This window comes from Parageobacillus sp. VR-IP (assembly GCF_013357975.1).
GTDB lineage: Bacteria > Bacillota > Bacilli > Bacillales > Anoxybacillaceae > Saccharococcus > Saccharococcus caldoxylosilyticus.
The window spans coordinates 512,459-529,856 of sequence record NZ_JABVYQ010000002.1; the positions used below are offsets into that span (position 1 = coordinate 512,459).

Annotated in this window: 14 protein-coding genes; 1 reads left to right on the top strand and 13 read right to left on the bottom strand. The window is 43.2% G+C overall.

The features are described from left to right. Window positions 1-32 precede the first annotated feature (32 nt). From HT574_RS07995 to HT574_RS08005, 3 genes are all read right to left on the bottom strand, one after another. Window positions 33-1,505: an alanine/glycine:cation symporter family protein gene (locus tag HT574_RS07995; RefSeq protein WP_175244151.1), complete on the bottom strand. Its 1,473-nt coding sequence runs from the start codon at window positions 1,503-1,505 to the stop codon at window positions 33-35. Window positions 1,506-1,610: 105 nt separating this feature from the next. Next, entirely contained in the window at window positions 1,611-2,753 is a 1,143-nt protein-coding gene (locus HT574_RS08000) for a glycerate kinase (protein WP_175244152.1), read from the bottom strand. Between the two features lie 20 nt (window positions 2,754-2,773). Then, entirely contained in the window at window positions 2,774-4,039 is a 1,266-nt protein-coding gene (locus HT574_RS08005) for a GntP family permease (RefSeq protein ID WP_175244153.1), read from the bottom strand. Between the two features lie 274 nt (window positions 4,040-4,313). Here HT574_RS08005 and HT574_RS08010 point away from each other — a divergent pair, with 274 nt between their 5' ends. Then, the gene (locus tag HT574_RS08010; RefSeq protein ID WP_175244154.1) at window positions 4,314-5,600 is read left to right on the top strand and encodes an alkaline phosphatase; all 1,287 of its coding nucleotides are present in this window, start codon (window positions 4,314-4,316) and stop codon (window positions 5,598-5,600) included. A 29-nt stretch (window positions 5,601-5,629) separates the two neighbouring features. On the opposite strand, the gene desB is transcribed toward HT574_RS08010, so the two are convergent. The 10 genes from desB to walK all read right to left on the bottom strand — a co-directional run bounded on the left by desB (window position 5,630) and on the right by walK (window position 17,393). Continuing rightward, window positions 5,630-6,769, bottom strand: coding sequence for a Delta(10) desaturase DesB (gene desB / locus HT574_RS08015; protein ID WP_175244155.1), 1,140 nt, complete (start codon window positions 6,767-6,769; stop codon window positions 5,630-5,632). Between the two features lie 334 nt (window positions 6,770-7,103). After that, complete coding sequence (locus HT574_RS19860; RefSeq protein ID WP_254698612.1) at window positions 7,104-8,033, bottom strand: DUF2269 family protein; 930 nt, start codon at window positions 8,031-8,033, stop codon at window positions 7,104-7,106. 645 nt (window positions 8,034-8,678) lie between these two features. Continuing rightward, complete coding sequence (locus tag HT574_RS08025) at window positions 8,679-10,208, bottom strand: malate:quinone oxidoreductase (protein ID WP_175244211.1); 1,530 nt, start codon at window positions 10,206-10,208, stop codon at window positions 8,679-8,681. Between the two features lie 320 nt (window positions 10,209-10,528). Continuing rightward, a complete protein-coding gene (gene rlmH / locus HT574_RS08030) occupies window positions 10,529-11,008 on the bottom strand; it encodes a 23S rRNA (pseudouridine(1915)-N(3))-methyltransferase RlmH (RefSeq protein WP_175244156.1) in 480 nt (159 codons plus the stop codon). 83 nt (window positions 11,009-11,091) lie between these two features. Further along, window positions 11,092-11,247: a CxxH/CxxC protein gene (locus HT574_RS08035; RefSeq protein WP_175244157.1), complete on the bottom strand. Its 156-nt coding sequence runs from the start codon at window positions 11,245-11,247 to the stop codon at window positions 11,092-11,094. A 77-nt stretch (window positions 11,248-11,324) separates the two neighbouring features. Continuing rightward, a complete protein-coding gene (locus HT574_RS08040; protein WP_175244158.1) occupies window positions 11,325-12,542 on the bottom strand; it encodes a S1C family serine protease in 1,218 nt (405 codons plus the stop codon). Between the two features lie 121 nt (window positions 12,543-12,663). Beyond that, the gene (locus tag HT574_RS08045; protein WP_175244159.1) at window positions 12,664-13,458 is read right to left on the bottom strand and encodes an MBL fold metallo-hydrolase; all 795 of its coding nucleotides are present in this window, start codon (window positions 13,456-13,458) and stop codon (window positions 12,664-12,666) included. Between the two features lie 6 nt (window positions 13,459-13,464). Continuing rightward, a complete protein-coding gene (locus HT574_RS08050; protein WP_175244160.1) occupies window positions 13,465-14,247 on the bottom strand; it encodes a two-component system regulatory protein YycI in 783 nt (260 codons plus the stop codon). After that, window positions 14,234-15,571, bottom strand: a complete 1,338-nt coding sequence (locus tag HT574_RS08055; protein ID WP_175244161.1) for a YycH family regulatory protein — start codon at window positions 15,569-15,571, stop codon at window positions 14,234-14,236. The genes HT574_RS08050 and HT574_RS08055 overlap by 14 nt, the downstream gene beginning before the upstream one ends. Beyond that, entirely contained in the window at window positions 15,564-17,393 is a 1,830-nt protein-coding gene (gene walK, locus HT574_RS08060; RefSeq protein ID WP_175244162.1) for a cell wall metabolism sensor histidine kinase WalK, read from the bottom strand. The genes HT574_RS08055 and walK overlap by 8 nt, the downstream gene beginning before the upstream one ends. Between the last annotated feature and the right edge of the window lie 5 nt (window positions 17,394-17,398).

A 17,398-nucleotide genomic window follows, 5' to 3' on the forward strand; every position in this document is an offset into this window, starting at 1 on the left:
GAGCTGTCCGCGTGTAGACAGCTCCCTTTGTATTAATCTTCGTTTACCGCTTTTGCGTGAGAGGTTGGATATTCTTTTTCCCAAAAGTCAGCACCGGTAATACCTAGTTTTACTGGATCAAAGACCGGATCTTTTCCAGCTTTTTTCTGTTGTTCATAGTCCTTAAGAACCTTTAACGCCGGTTTCGTCAATAAAAGAATCGCAATCAAGTTGAGCCAAGCCATGCTTCCAACACCAATATCGCCCAGCGTCCATGCTAGTTTCGCCGTTTTTATGCATCCGTAAAATACGACTGCCAACATAGCCACTTTTAATGCATATTGAAGCCAGTTTGCCTTATTTAGCTTTAATAGGCGGGCCATATATGCGATGTTCGTTTCTGCCATATAGTAGTAGGCCATAATCGTCGTAAACGCAAAGAAGAATAAAGCAATTGCGACAAACGGCGCCCCAAAGCCCGGAAATACCGTTTCCACCGCTTTTTGCGTAAAAATAGGCCCCGGCTCCACATCTCCAAGTTTTTGCACAATCGGTGCTTTTCCTTCCGGTGTGACATTATACATGCCAGTGATTAAAATCATGAATGCCGTCGCCGAACATACAAACCATGTATCGACGTAGACGGAAAATGCTTGAACTAAGCCTTGTTTCGCCGGATGCGACACTTCCGCCGCTGCGGCTGCATGCGGCGCCGTCCCTTGTCCCGCTTCATTGGAATAAATGCCGCGTTTCACACCCCAGGAAATCGCCGCGCCAAGAATGCCGCCAAACGCTGCGTCCATGCCAAAGGCGCTGCGGAAAATTAAACCGAGTACGTGCGGCAGTTCGGAAATATTGGCAAAAACGATAAATAAGGACATTAAGATATACCCTAGCGCCATAAACGGGACAATCCATTCAGCTGCACGTGCAATCCGTTTGACGCCTCCAAAAATGATAACACCTAAAAGAATAACAATGCCAATTCCCGTAACCGTCGGGCTGATCCCAAAGGCATTTTTAATCCCTTCGGCAATGCTGTTGGCCTGCACGCCTGGAAGCAGCACACCGGTCGCCAACACCGTCACAACTGCAAATAAGACCGCATACCATTTCATATTCAAGCCTTTTTCAATATAATAGGCTGGACCACCGCGAAACTGGCCATCTTGCTTCGTTTTATACACTTGCGCAAGCGCTGCTTCGACAAACGCGGAGCCTGCCCCTATAAATGCAATGAGCCACATCCAAAAGACGGCGCCAGGCCCCCCAAATGCAATCGCCGTCGCAACACCGGCGATATTCCCTGTCCCGACCCGTCCGGACAATGCAAGCGACAGCGCTTGGAAAGAGGAAATTCCCGCCTCTGAGCTTTTGCCCTGGAACATTTGCTTGATCATTTCTTTCATGTGCCTCACTTGTAAAAAGCGAGTAAGCAGTGAGTAAAAAAGACCTGTTACAATACAAAGAACGACTAACGCCGGACTCCAAATAATCCCGTTTAACCACTCTACAAATTTCTCCACTTCAATCCCCCTATATCTACTCGTCTAATAACATTTATATTATAAAATATTTTTAATTTTCATTTAATATTAAATTAAAAAAGTCCCTTAAATCGAAGGGACTTTTTACTCCATACTTTTTCCAATTTTGCATGCCGCAGCAATGTTTCGTGCTGCCTTTGTAATATAATATTCTGCGTTTTCAATGGCTTTTTCCAGTGAAATAATTCCCGGGACAATGCTGTAAAGCGCGTCAATGCCGTGGTTTAGTACAACGTCGCTGTCATCGGAAACAGAACCGGCAAGGGCAATAACTGGTATATGGTACCGCTTGGCTGCTTTTGCGACACCGACGGGCGTTTTTCCGAAAATCGTCTGCCCATCGATGCGCCCCTCTCCGGTGATCACAAGCGCAGCGCCTTGAATTCGCTCGGAAAATTTCACTGTTTCCAGTACAATGTCCACTCCGCGCTTTAGCTCTGCGTTCAGAAAGGCAAGCAGCCCCGCGCCTAAACCGCCCGCCGCCCCGGCGCCAGGGATGTCTTTCACTTGTTTCCCTAACGTTCGTTCAATGACAGCGGCGTAGTGCTGCAAATTTTGATCGAGCACCGCGACCATTTCCGGCGACGCCCCTTTTTGCGGACCGAAAATCGCCGACGCTCCGTTTGGACCTGTCAGCGGATTGTCGACATCGCAGGCCACCTCGATTTTGACATGTTTCAGCCGCGCGTCCATCCCGGAAAGATCAATGTCGGCCAATTTAGACAAGCTGCCGCCTCCCGGACCGATTTCCTGGCCATGGCGGTCTAAAAGGCGGCCGCCAAGCGCCTGCACCATTCCGGCTCCTCCGTCATTGGTCGCGCTCCCGCCGATGCCGATAATAATATGCTCAGCGCCTTCATCGAGAGCGGCGCGGATTAATTCCCCCGTTCCTCTTGTTGTTGTCTCCAGCGGGTTGCGCTTGTCCCGTGGGACAAGGTGCAAACCGGAAGCGGCCGCCATTTCAATCGCAGCCGTTTTTCCGTCGCCAAGCATGCCGAAAAAGGCCGACACGCGCTCCCCGAGCGGTCCGGACACTTCCGTTTTGACAATGCGTCCGCCTGTCGCGTCAACGAGCGACTGGACGGTGCCTTCTCCGCCGTCTGCCATCGGCACTTTCACATATTCCGCCTCCGGAAATACTTCGCGGAAACCTTTTTCCACTGCATTCGCTACTTCGAGTGCAGACAAACTTTCTTTAAACGAATCTGGCGCAATAACGATTTTCATCTTCTTTCCCCCCATTGTGATCATGAAAACAAGCGAAAGACACCAAAAATAAGCGTCGAGATGACAGTGAGCGTCAAACCGATCAGCGACTCATACGGAATTAATTTCAGCCGTTCCTTTATCTCCATATGGACGCTGCCTGCCGTCGCATGAAAGAAGCTGCCATGCGGCAAATGATCGAGCACCGTCGTTCCGGCATGAATCATGGCGGCTCCAGCTAATGCAGAAATACCTAGACTCATAATTGTCGGACCGAAGACACTGCTTGCGACGGCGGTTCCAGCAGTCGTCGAAGCGGTCGCCCCGGACATGAAAATTCCGGAAACCGGCGCCAGCACGTAGGCAGGCAGGCCGAAATGATCCAATCCATCGACAATCACATCTTTTAGCGAAGAATTGGCAACAATCCCCGCCAATGTCCCCGTTCCGACCAACATAATGGCAACTCCGGACATTTTCGCTAATCCCGATATCATGAATGTATTTAAATGGGCCCCTTTTTTCATCACCAGCGCACCAACAATGCCGCCGATGGGAAGGGCGATCATCGGGTCAATCGCAATATGAAACAGCGGCCGCAACGCAAGCAATAAAATGGCAGTGAGCGGAGCGATAATGGCCGTGAAAAACGGCGGCACCGATCCATCGTTTTTCCCTTCCCACTCTTCATCGACAGGCGTTCCTTTCCCAACAAGCTTTTTTGCTATTATGTACGTAACAGTAAGGCCAAACGCCGCGGGAATCATTCCTGCCGCCATCAACGACGTTAAGGGAACATGAAACGCATCGGCTGCGGCGATGGCATTCGGGTTTGGCGACATAATGTTTCCCGCCTTTCCACCGCCAATCATTGCGAATAAAATCGCTGTTTTCGAGATATTCGCCCGTCTGGCAATCGCCAAGGCAATCGGCGCGACAGTAATGACTGCAACATCGACAAACACGCCAACCGCCGTCAGCAGCATTGTCGCCGTCGCAAGCGCAAGCAAAGCTTGCGTTTCGCCAAGTTTGCTGACAATCGTTTTGGCGATCGATGCCGCCGCCCCTGATTCCATTAACACTCCCGCCAGCACCCCCGCAGCCAAAATGCGCAAGACGGCGGGAACCATTCCTTTTGCTCCTTCCATCATCACCGTGACCGTATCCGTCACATTAACTCCGCCAACAATCCCACCAATGAAAGCTCCGGCAATCATTCCGTAGGCGGGGGAAACTTTTCGTAAAATCAATACAATGGCAATGATTAATGCTACGATTGCCCCTAATACGCTTACTTGAATATCCATAACAGCTCCTCCTTTCACACGAGCCATGCCCCCCCATGAACATGACTGATTCTCACTTTATCGCCAGAGCCAATAATGTCACCTTCTCGTCCATCACATTCGTATTTCTCCCTAAAATCTTCATCGTCCGTTCACCGATAACTCCTTCGTAAATGGATGCAACGCTCCTCCCCCCTTCTCGAGCATTTTCACAATAATTACATTTTATTAATAATCTATTCAATTTTCTTTTTTATCATAATGATTGTAAGAATAAGAAAAGGGAGTGTCAAATATGGTCCAAACCAAACGATGGCTGACAGGATTCGCCTTAGGTGCAGCATTAACAATAACAACGTACGGAGCTATCACCGCATCCGCTTTTTTCAATAACGAACATTCTCCACAATCATCTTCTACTCAAGGAAAAGCAAAAAATGTTATCGTATTTGTCGGGGATGGAATGGGGGCTGTCCATCGTGATGCAATCCGCTTGGCAACAAAAGGAGTAAACGGGGAGCTGGAAATGGATGATATGCCTTATTCCGGAATCGTCCATACGAATTCCGCCGACAAAAAATCATTTATAACTGACTCCGCAGCTGCCGCGACCGCGATTGCGACAGGGGTAAAATCGTATAATGGCGCCATTGGGGTCGACGTGAATGGAAAACCGGTCCAAACTATTCTCGAACAAGCGAAAGAAGCAGGGAAATCGACAGGGCTTGTTACAACAAGCCAAGTGACGGACGCTACTCCGGCAGCATTCGCCGCCCATGTAGCCAATCGTTCATCCCAAAGCGATATTGCCAAACAATATCTCGAAAACAGCAAAGTAGATGTCATTTTAGGTGGCGGTGAAGATTACTGGTATCCGTCCGAAAATCCAGGGGAACACCCTGATCACCCTAGTGAGGATCCAAGCGAGGCAAGCAAAGGGACGCAAGGAAACCTTGTCGAGAAGGCAAAACAACTAGGTTATACATACGTAAGCAACGCTGACGAATTAAGACAAGCTCACTCGAACAAGCTCCTTGGTCTTTTTGCCAACGAAGAAATGTTCCAGCAACGTCCTGAAGGAGAGGGAGATGTGTACAATCCTGTCGCATCGCTACCTGAGATGACGAAAAAAGCGATTGACATTCTCTCCAAAAATAAAAAAGGATTTTTTCTCCTCGTTGAAGAAGAAGCCATCGATGAAATGAGCCATGAAAATAATGCTTTTCTCATGCTCAAAGCTGGTCAACAATTTGATAAAGCTGTCGCCATCGGAAAAGAATATGCAAAGAAACATCCTGATACACTCGTAATCGTTCTTGCGGACCATGAATGCGGTGGATTAGCAATTGAAACCGCCAATGATACAGATGAGTCAAGAGATGGAAAAACACTTTCCTCCGAAGATGGGCCGCTCCCTGTTGCTCATTCTGAACAAACGTTTACCATCGATTGGACGACAACCGGTCATACAGGTGTCGACGTTCCGCTAACCGCGATGGGACCAGGAGCTGACAAACTAACAGGTGTGCATGAAAATACGCATATTCATGATGTCATCATTCAAGCGATGCGTCGAAAATAACAGCAAACAAAAAGGATTCTTCATCACTCTCATGATGAAGAATCCTTTTTATTATTTTCGCCTTTCTCTGCCGCTTTTTTCATGGTCATCGGTTTCTCTTCCAAGCTGGAAAACGGCACTACCTCAACGTTTCGATACGTAATATGATCAGGATCCAATCCATTTCCTAGCACGCCGTAAACATGACCTTGCCGCGGCTCAATCAGCTCATTTTGCTGATAATAGACTCTCGGCGTTTTCCAAAGCGTGGCCAATGCTTTACCCATCGACATTTCATGATACCTCTCCGGCCACATTCGTTTAATATGCTCCTTCACTAATGGATAATATTTCGAGCTCATTGCTGGAAAGAGATGATGTTCCGTATGATATGAAAAGTGAAAGTGAAGCACATCAACCCACTTTGGCACGGTCACCGAAAGACTGTTCGCTAACGGATCATTCACCGGAACTAACGGATTTAAACGATGATTGGTAGAAATATAGCTCATCACGATAAAATTAGCGATGAACAATGGCAATAAAAAGGCGAAAAACCAACGTTCCCAACCAATGATCAACAATAACCCAATCCACGTAGCCCATGGCAGGCAAAACTGAAGCAATATGACGCTTCGATTTTTCGGCCGAAAATCTTTGAAAAAATACACTAACATCCTGATAGAATGAAGCGTAAACATAACAAACAATGAACTAAAAGCGAAAAACGCGCGAATCGGAAACGGAATTTTATATACCCAGCGTAATAAGCGGCTTTTGGTCAATCTCTCTAAACTTGGCCATGCGTCAGGATCCAATTCTTCATCTTGTGTGTGTACATGATGAGTCACATTGTGCCATTTTCGCCATAGCTTTGGTCCGGTGCATAGCGGCCAAAATGCCATCGCGCCTAGAGCATCGCGCAACCATGGCTTTCGCACGACCGTGCCATGCAAAATTTCATGTCCTAAAAATCCTAATGACGCGAAATTGAAGCCCAGCATAACAGAAATGAGGAGATTCCATATCGGATGAAGATTCAAAAGAGAAACAGCGAGGATGCCGCCGATGGTCAACAATAAATAAACCATCCCCCCAAAAAGACGGGACTTAACAGGTTGAAACGCCTCTTTCGGCAAATACAGGGAAATTTTTGCCGCATACCAACCGAACGTATGAAGTTCTTTCATTCCATAGCTCCTTTCAAAATAATTCCCCGTTTGATAAGCAGCGATGAAGAAACCCTCCCTCATTGATCATCGCGTTCATCAAAGCGCTTAGCTCAACGAAGAACCATATCCTTCTTAACCAAGCGTGCAATTTTTATATATCTAAAAATTAAAATCGCTATTGGTTATTTGGATTTCATGCTAACACTTTTTAGTTTTTCCTGTCAATCATTTTATGACTTGGTCCTACTCTGTTTGCCAGATCTGCTTCTTTAATACATAGAAAAATTATCTTTATTTCGTTTCCTAATAAGGTATTTAGTGGAAAACTGATTAAATACAATAAAATTTCCACTTAACTATTTTTTACTTTAACATTTTTCTTTCTCCAAGGTTTTAAAACTGAAATAATTAAAATAAAAATGGTGACTGCAACTTGAAACATTACGGCATATTGTCTTATTTCATGGTTATGAATAAAAACCGGATTACTTAAAGCCAATTTTTTTTGCGTTTCGAGTAATTCCATATTTGCCACCATCAGTTTGTCCACAACAAAAATCCCAACGATCGTTTGGATTATATAAAGAACAAACTTCACTCCTACCCATCGATGCTTAAAAAAGCCCCAATTTGTAAAAAAACCATAAGTGAAACCAATTAATAAAGTGCCAACAGCACCATATCTTACAACATTATCACTAATGATGATAATGTTTTTATACATTAGATTTGTCTCATCATAATTGGTTAAATCAATTTGAAGGTTTAAGGCTGTTGAACTCAAAATTCCTCCAAAAAACAGAATGACAAAAAAGAGATGTAAAATTTTTAACCATTTTAAACCTTTAGGACCTATTTTCCTCATTTTTATCTCCCCTTTTACTTTAATTAATCCTTTCCTAACATCCAAAAAATTTATATTTGAACTGTTGTTGAACGAGAGAGGCAACCATTTGCTCGTTTCACTACAGAAACGAAAAACCCATATAAAATCCATTACAGGGTGGAGTTCTTTTATAGACCGAAGATTTGCTGTGAAGTATTGAAAGTAAATCAACAAGAATAAACCAAAGGCTTTGCCGGCGCAATGACTCTGATACTTTACCGGCAAATGCAAAAACCAACATTCAAATCGGAACAAATTTAAATATACTAACAAATGTTGTATGGATTTCCAAAATGATACATTGGAAAAGAAAGCGGCTCCCGCAAAAAAGTCTGTAAAATGATGCAAGCCACAAGCACCCATGCCAAGCCAATATTTGTTAATATGATTTGTCATTTGTTATTCCTTTCATCAATATTTCATGGAAACAATGACTAATTACATATTACTAACAAAATGTTGTGAACTTATGACAAAGTATTACGGTTTTGATGAATTTTCTTAAATACATAAAAATCTGTATAATAAATGGAAAATACTTAAAGGGAGGGTTGATAGAATGTTACATAAATTGCTCCTTGTGAATGACGGGGAAAATGTCATCGAATTTATGAAGCCTTTCTTAAGAATTAGAAGGGTTTGAAATTGTTACCGCAAATCTAGTTACCAATGCAATTACCTTTTGGAAATCAAAACTAAAGGAAAGCTGGATTATACGAGTATGTTTAAAACACATATAATCCAGCGCTTTTAACACCTCCATTAAAGAAAATTTTTAAAAACCTCCATCACTTTATAATACGGTTCACCGCAGCCTCTCTAACTGCGAATTTAAAAAAAAGAACCTTTAATCCAAAGGTAGATCAAAGGTTCTATGTTTTATTTTCAATCATATTCTATTATTCTGTAATTTTTATATATATTATCTCTGCTTTATAATCATTGACTTATCAATCTCTTTATCATAGAAACAATTGTCCATTGATAAAAAGTGTTGCTTAAACTTTTTCATTCAATACCTTTGTTTCCGCAGCCAAAGAATTAACTATAAACCGGTTCTTTTTCGTTTACACCAGAGACCGGTTCTTTTCCGCTTAGACCGAGCGTCTCTGCTGTTGAAGTATGAAGTTCTTGGAAAAGATCTGGGTTTTCCACTAGTGACACGCCATAAGAAGGAATCATTTCTTTAATTTTCGGTTCCCATTCATGCATATGTTGAGGGAAGCATTTTTTAATCACCTCAAGCATTACGTGTACGGCAGTAGACGCACCAGGAGAAGCGCCGAGCAATGCAGCGATCGAGCCATCTGCGGCACTAACAACTTCCGTGCCAAATTGAATCGTTCCTTTACCGCCAGCTTCAGTATCTTTAATAATTTGCACACGTTGGCCCGCAACGACTATATCCCAATCCTCTGATTTAGCTGTCGGGATAAACTCGCGCAACTCTTTCATGCGCTTTTCTTTCGTTAACATAAGCTGCTGAACCAAGTATTTTACCAAAGAAAAGTTTTTAAAAGCTGACGCCAACAAAGTTACGAGATTGTGCAGTTTTACGGAAGCAAACAAATCCATATTTGAACCAGTTTTTAAGAATTTAGGCGAGAAGCCTGCAAACGGTCCAAAGAGCAACATTTTTTTGTTGTCGATATACCGTGTATCTAGGTGCGGAACAGACATTGGAGGCGCACCAATTTTAGCTTTACCGTAAACTTTTGCATGATGTTGCTCTACAACTTTTGGATTATTACATACCATAAATAATCCGCTTACAGGGAATCCGCCAATATGTTTGCCCTCTGGAATACCAGATTTTTGAAGCAAGTGCAGACTTGCCCCGCCGGCTCCAATAAATACGAATTTAGCCTTATGGATTTCAACAGAACCGCTATCGAGATCCTTCACTTTCAATTCCCACAGGCCGTCGCTGGTACGTTTAATATCCTTAACACTATGCTTGTAGTTTATTTCGACCTCTTTCTTCTTTAAGTGGTCAAACAACATGCGTGTTAAAGCGCCAAAGTTAACATCCGTACCTGAGTCGATTTTGGTTGCCGCGATCGGTTCATTCGATGTACGGCCTTCCATGATAAGCGGAATCCATTCTTTCAGTTTTTCTGGGTCATCAGAAAATTCCATTCCTTGGAATAATGGATTATTTGATAGCGCTTCAAAACGTTTCTTTAAAAATCTCACATTATTTTCCCCTTGGACTAAACTTATGTGGGGCAACGGTCTGATGAATTCCTGCGGATTTTGTAACAGATTGTTTTTTACAAGGTAAGACCAAAACTGTCTGGAAACTTGGAACTGTTCATTAATTCTTATAGCTTTGTTAATATCAATAGATCCATCCGGTTTCTCGGGCGTGTAGTTAAGCTCGCATAGTGCAGAATGCCCCGTTCCCGCATTATTCCATTCGTTAGAGCTTTCTTCTCCTGGTTTGTCGAGCTTCTCAAACACTTTAATTTCCCATTCCGGTGCCAATTCTTTCAACAGTGTCCCTAAAGTCGCGCTCATGATTCCGGCACCAATTAAGATAACGTCTGTTCTAGTTTGTCTGTTACTCATTTTTCCCATCCTTATCCCCCAATATTTGCAGAAAGGATGCAGGCGCACCTGTCTAAGCTAAAGCTATCCAGGGTCCTCGCCACACACCTTTTCTACAGCAATTATATCTTAAATTAGTATATCATTATTTAATTATAGTATATCATTATTATATACTATATCAACTTTATACAACCAACATAATAATTGGCCATGTTACATTTATATTCCTCCTAAAAACGTAATATCAAATTAATTCTTAATATCTAACGAAGAACAACATCATCATTCTAATTTTAACCATATATTGGTTATCGTTGTCGACAAGTTAAAAACCTCATTTACTTATGATACGGTTCACCTCTATTAATCCGGAACGCTCGGTAGATTTGTTCAAGGAGAATGAGACGCATTAGTTGGTGCGGGAACGTCATTTTGGAAAACGACAACGCTTCGTCGGCGCGCTTCATGACTTGTTTGCTTAAACCGAGCGAGCCGCCGATCACAAACGCCACTTTGCTTTTTCCGTAAGTGGCCAGCTTGTCTAAATCGGCAGCAAACTGTTCCGAGGATTTCATTTTCCCCTCTATCGCCAGGGCAATGACATAGACGTCGCCAGGAATTTTCGCTAAAATCCTTTCTCCTTCTTTCTGCTTGATTTGCTCTTCTTCCAGCTTGCTTAAATTCTCTGGCGCTTTTTCGTCCGGCACTTCAATGATTTCGATTTTGGCGTAGCCTGACAGCCGTTTTACATATTCCTCGATTCCTTGTTTCAAATATTTTTCTTTTAGCTTACCAACAGAAATCACGGTAATATTCACAGTTCATCCCCACTTTACAAACAAAATATCCACAATATTTATCCACATATACACAACACATATCCACATGTTGTGTAAAAACATTAGTTCCCTACTATATATACAGCCTTATTTTCGCAAAAATCACACGATTTACCGGAGTTATCCACAGAAATCAATGAAATATTAGGGGCTTGTTCCGTTTCATCCACATACATATCAATAGCCATATCCACATGTTCTTCACAGCAAATAAACATCGCTTCCACTCCTTTTATTCAGTTGTGGAAAAAGAAGAAGGAGCGTGAATCCGCTCCTTTCCCCATTTCATTCTTGACTAAAAAGATTCTCTTGCCAGCTTCATCGTCACCGTACGTTTTTCCCCGTCACGATAGAACGTCACTTTCATTTCATCGCCAATCGATTTTTTCGTATACAAATATTTACGCAGGTCTAATACATTACGAATTTTATGATCATCTAGGGCAACGATGACATCAAACTGCTTTAATCCCGCTTGTGCCGCCGGCGACATCGGCACAACTTCAATGATCGCCGCTCCTTCCGTTACATTTTTCGGCAAGTGCAGCGTTGCCTGTAAATGATACGAAGGAATGTCACTTAAGGAACGAAGCTCTACCCCCATGTATGGACGGCGCACCTGCCCGTACTTTTCCAAATCGGAAATGATCGGAATCGCTGTATTGATTGGAATGGCAAAGCCGATTCCTTCAACTTCCTCTTGGGCAATCTTCATTGAGTTGATGCCAATCACCTGTCCTTCAATATTGACTAAAGCGCCGCCGCTGTTGCCCGGGTTAATCGCCGCATCCGTCTGCAATACTTCGGCGTTCCAATCAGGCGCACCGTCTTGATCGAAATCGACTTCCACCGTTCGATTTGTTCCGGAAATAATTCCTTGGGTCACCGAACCGGCAAATTGCAAGCCGAGCGGGTTGCCAATCGCAATAACCGGTTCTCCTGGTTTCACGGTATCAGAATTGCCGAACTCCGCCACTTTTTTCACATGCTTCGCATCGATTTCCAGCACCGCTAAATCCATTAGCATGTCACTGCCGAGCAATTTCGCCGGCACCCTCTTTCCGTCCTTTAAGCTTACTTCCAATTGACTAGCATTCTCTACGACGTGATGGTTAGTGACGATAAACGCTTTGCCATTTTCTTTTTTATAAATAACGCCCGAGCCGACACCAGCTTCGCCCTCTTGCGACCAAAAGCTCGCTTCTTGAATATTGACAATGCCAACGACAGCATCTGACACTTTATCAATTGCCGACGTTACTTGGCTTGTCACATCAACGGAAACGTTTTGCTGCACAGAAGGCGTCTTGGCTGTCTCCCTATTTGGCGCCTGTCCATTTTCTTTTGGAACAATATCATAAGGAAGCACGTCCCACCGCGAAAGAGCCGGAATCGAGATCACTACTAAAAACGCTCCTAACACAGCGCCTACTAACGCAGAAACAAACCAGCCGCTGCGTTTCCTTTTTTGAATTTGCCGGTACTGCTCATAATGGTCATCATAGTATCCCATGCGCACCAATCCTTTCCGCAACGAACGTTCTTTCCGATAGGCTATCCATTCCTCATTATAATCATGGATAAGCAAAAAAATCCATTATAAATACGTTTATCTATTTTCGACAAAGTGATAGTCAGACATACACTAACGCTGTTGCTTTTTTCGGATCGGTATCGCATAAATCAAACTGGCCGCCGGCCTCTAGCCCTTTATTTGCCAACACTTGTGCTACTGTCATCCGCGCCAATTCTTTTATATTATTATCCTGACTTAGATGAGCCAAGTAAATTCGCTTTGTACGGTCGCCGATGACATCGGCTAATGCCAGCCCTGCCTCTTCGTTCGAAATATGGCCGACATCGCTTAAAATACGGCGTTTAACATTCCACGGATATTTTCCCATCCGCAGCATTTCGACATCGTGGTTGCTTTCAAAAATAAAGACATCGGCATTTTCAATCGTTCCTTTCATCCGGTCACTGACATACCCCGTATCTGTTATTAGCGCCAGCTTTTTTCCTTCATGATGGAATACGTAAAACATCGGTTCAACCGCATCATGCGATACACCAAACGATTCTACGTCCAAGTCGTCAAACGACTGCACTTTTCCTAATGGAAAAATAAACTTTTGCTCGGTGGGGATTTCGCCAATCATTCCCTCCATTGCTTTCCACGTTTTTTCGTTCGCATAAATAGGCAGGCGGTACTTGCGAGCAATCACGCCCAATCCTTTAATATGATCGCTATGTTCATGGGTGACTAACACGGCGGTGATATCCTGCAGCTGGCGGTCGATTTGCGCAAATAATTGCTCTAATTGTTTGCCGCTTAAACCTGCATCAACCAGAAGCCGCTGTCGCTCTGTTTCTATATAAAATGCATTTCCGGTGCTGCCGCTTGCCAAGACACTAAACTGCATCGCCATTACTTCTCACTCCAACACATTCTCTTCATCGTTAATGATTTGTCCTTCAAAGGCGTTAACAAAATAATCTTCTTTCCCGTCTACGACAATGTGCCACGTTGGCGTTAATACTTGTGAGGCGGTAAACTGCACAAGGCCGTAGTATCCCAGCTCCACTGAGGTAACGCGATCTCCCGGCTGCAAATATCCTCGTTTATATAATGTTTCAATTGCCTTAATGGCGGGAACAATGTCTTGCTTTCTTTCATATTTTTGTAAATCGTCTAACATCGTTTGCTCATAGGAGACTGCTTCGTTATGTTTATTGACATGTATCAACAGTTTGCTATTTTCGTTGTTGTAAATGATCTTTCCGCCATACGTCTGATAGCAAGTAACCGTATTCGATTTTTCATCAAACGTCCAAAACGTATATTTTTGGCCGTCAATAATATGCCGCTGCAAAAACTCCTTCAACCGGTACGGATCCTTAAAATTAAACGATATCGGATGTTCAAATGTTCCTTTTAGTACCGTATCGCCCTGTATGATTATCTTTTGACCAGACAATTTTTTCACTTCTTCTTCTGAAAACTTTTTGCTTTTGCCGCTCACATAAGCCTCTTTTGTGATTTCTTTCGGCAGTTCGACATAAGTAATGCCGTTTGCCGCCAATTGATCTTCAATGGTGGTTTCCAAAATAACATCCAACTGGCTGCTATTTCGCTTTTCCATAAACTGATAACCTAAAAAACAATCGAGGATAAGGAACGTAATAATGAAAATCGTCTTTGTTTTACTCCAATCCATTTACGTTCCCTCCTCTTTTTTCACGATCCTGATTATCTAAAGGTACCTTTTTCCATGTCTGGCCATACAAATAAAACCATGCTGGCTCTAAAATAATCACTTTTTCACGTTCCGGATCTTTCACAAGCTCATAGCCGACTGTAATATCTTTGGCTAGCCCCTTTCTGAATCCTTTTGTCTTTTCCAGCTTTTCGATCACTTCATGGCCGGATAACAACGTTCTTGACACATTGACACGATCGGCAATTTCTAAACGAAACAGAGGCCGTTGATATTTCACAAGGTCACTATCTCCCCATGTTTGTACAATTTCGGACATGCCGTATTCATTAAACACGGGGCGACCGTTAACCGTAAGGCGGAATATAACTTTCCGTTCCTCCTCATTCCATTTTGCAAAATGGTACATATCGGTCCAGCCGCCATGCTCGTTGACAAAATCAATGCTTTTTTGGATTAAATTCTCATTTTGCTCATTCCCGTCCTTGTTTTCTACCCGAGCCGCCGGATTGACGTACAGCAGCATTCGCTGCAGAAAATCGACGTCCATTAGCCGCGACCCATCTGTATATTCTTCGCCAAATGTAATTAAATCTTTTTTTACAAAACTCGGATCACTAAACAACGCCTCTTTAAATTTATCAGGGTCAAGCTCGTCCGTATAATACTGCAGACGATCCATTACCACTTCTTTTTCCGGCAAATAAATTTGCTTCGTTTCACTAACGACGTAAGGAAAATAGCGCGGATGGCGATCGGTTTCCGCGGTTAGTTTGTTTACTTCCGATAATACAACGTCGCTTGCCAGCGCCTTGTACACTTTCCTTTTTTCCGTAGAAATAAAATAAACATGGATCTTATCTTTATTCGCTAATGGAATCACAATGCGGTCAAAATAGACATCTTTTATCCCTTTATCTTTAATTTGAAAAATGGACCGGTACACATCGATGGGAATGCTATCGGGATAAACGAGCTCCAGTCTCTGTTTGTCGTATAAAAACGATAAAAATTTTCCGGTTGGAATCGTCGAAGAAATGTCTTCAAAATCATCGATCGTCCATTTTTTTATTTCTTTTAAAATCTCATTTCTTTCCTCATCCTTGTCGATTCCATAATAGGCGTTATCTTTATGAATCAATATTTGCGAAGGCTGAACAATCATCGCTGTATCTACTTGAGTGTTGCTGACGGAAACATGCTGAATGTATTCGTCATTTTGCAACACATCGTATTTTGGATGGTATGTCCATAATCCGAACGTTAAAATAATGCTTACGAGCACTAAAGAGGTTAACACAATCGTCTTCACCGTTTCATACATCGTACCAGTCATCCTTTTGATCACGTTCTAGCGGTAAAGTAAAGAAAATGGTTGTTCCTTTATGCTCTTTACTTTCCGCCCAAATCGTTCCCCCATGGGCAACGACGACTTCTTTCGCAATCGCCAGACCGAGTCCAGTACCGCCAAGTTTGCGGGATCTTGCTTTATCGACACGGTAAAACCGTTCAAACACTTTCGCCAAGTCCGCCTTCGGAATGCCGACCCCTTCATCGCTGACGCTGACAATAATTTCATCGGCAAGCTCTCTGACACGAAACGTAATTGTTCCGCCCTGTGGAGAATATTTGATCGCATTGGAAATAATATTGTCTAACACTTGTGTAATTTTATCTTCATCTACTTCAATAAAAATGGCTTCCTGTGGAATTTTGCGCACAAATTTAATATTTTCGCTTTTCGTTAATTCAAAGCGATCAATCACTTTATGAAAGTACGCAGAAAAATTGATCCATGATTTATTCAGCTTATAATCTTTACTGTCGAGTTTAGAAAGCTGCAATAAATCGTTGACTAAACGGATCATCCGTTCCGTTTCGTTTTGTACCACTTGAATAAATCGCGGAGCGATCTCCTTATCCTGCCAAGCTCCTTCCGCCAATGCCTCCAAATAGCTTTTCATCGTGGTTAGCGGCGTGCGGAGCTCATGGGAAACATTCGCAACAAATTGCCTCCGTTCCCGGTCGATTTTTTCCTGTTCAGTAATATCATGCAAAACGACAATCAACCCGTTCACAAACCCAGTCCCTTTTTGAATAACCGATAATGAAGCTCGCAAAATATATAATTCCTCATCAGTGCTGAAGTCTAAAATGAGCGAGTCGTGCTCCTCAAGCAACGTTTCAAACGTGTATTGATCACCGATTCCAAGCACGTCAATAATGGAACTCGACAGCACTGTTTCACGTGAAACATTCAAAATGTTCAAGGCAGCGTCATTAATGAGGATCACCTTTCCGCGGCGATCCGTCGCAATCACCCCGTCGGTCATATGCGTCAATACCGACTCCAGCTTGCGACGCTCCCCTTCCGTTGTTGCCTGCGCTTCCTGCAGCTTTTTCGTTAAGTTATTGAATGTCATCGCCAATTGCCCGATTTCATCGTATCCGTAAATTTTTACTTTGCGCGAGAAATCGCCTTTTGTCATTGCCAGCGCCTGCCTGCGCATGTCGGAAATCGGGCGGGTAATCGTGCGCGACAAAAAAATACCGAGCACAGCGGTGATGACAAGAGCAATGCCGGTTCCCGTTGCTAAAATTGTATTAATTTGCTTCATTTGCGAAAATACGTTTTCCATCGAAGCGATGATGTAAATAACTCCCTTTACTTCACCGCCCGACTTAATCGGTGTAGAAGAAATATACATGCGGTGCCCCGTCTTCGGGTCAAGAAGCATGCGGTCAACTATTTCTCCCGTCACAAGCGAACGCTTTACATAAATTTCTGTCGTTCGCTTTCCTACAATATTTTGCATATAAGGGTTGGATGTTGCCAATACTTTGCCTTTGTCATCAATGACACGCACTTCTGAAATATCCTGGGAAACAAAATCGTGAAGAAGGGAGCGAATATCTTCTTCCAACATCGGACTTTTCGCGTCTCTTTCTCTATTGATCGCCTGCTCCACATTATATGCCAGCAGCGTAACCCGTTCGTTCAAAGAGTTTTTAAAGTTTTGCACTAGCTCTGTTTCTAGCTTTCTGACAAAATACACACCGATGATTTGCATCGCGATCAGAATCAATAAAACATATATAACAACAAATTTAAAGTGGATCGAACGAAATGGACCTACTTTTTTCATCTGCT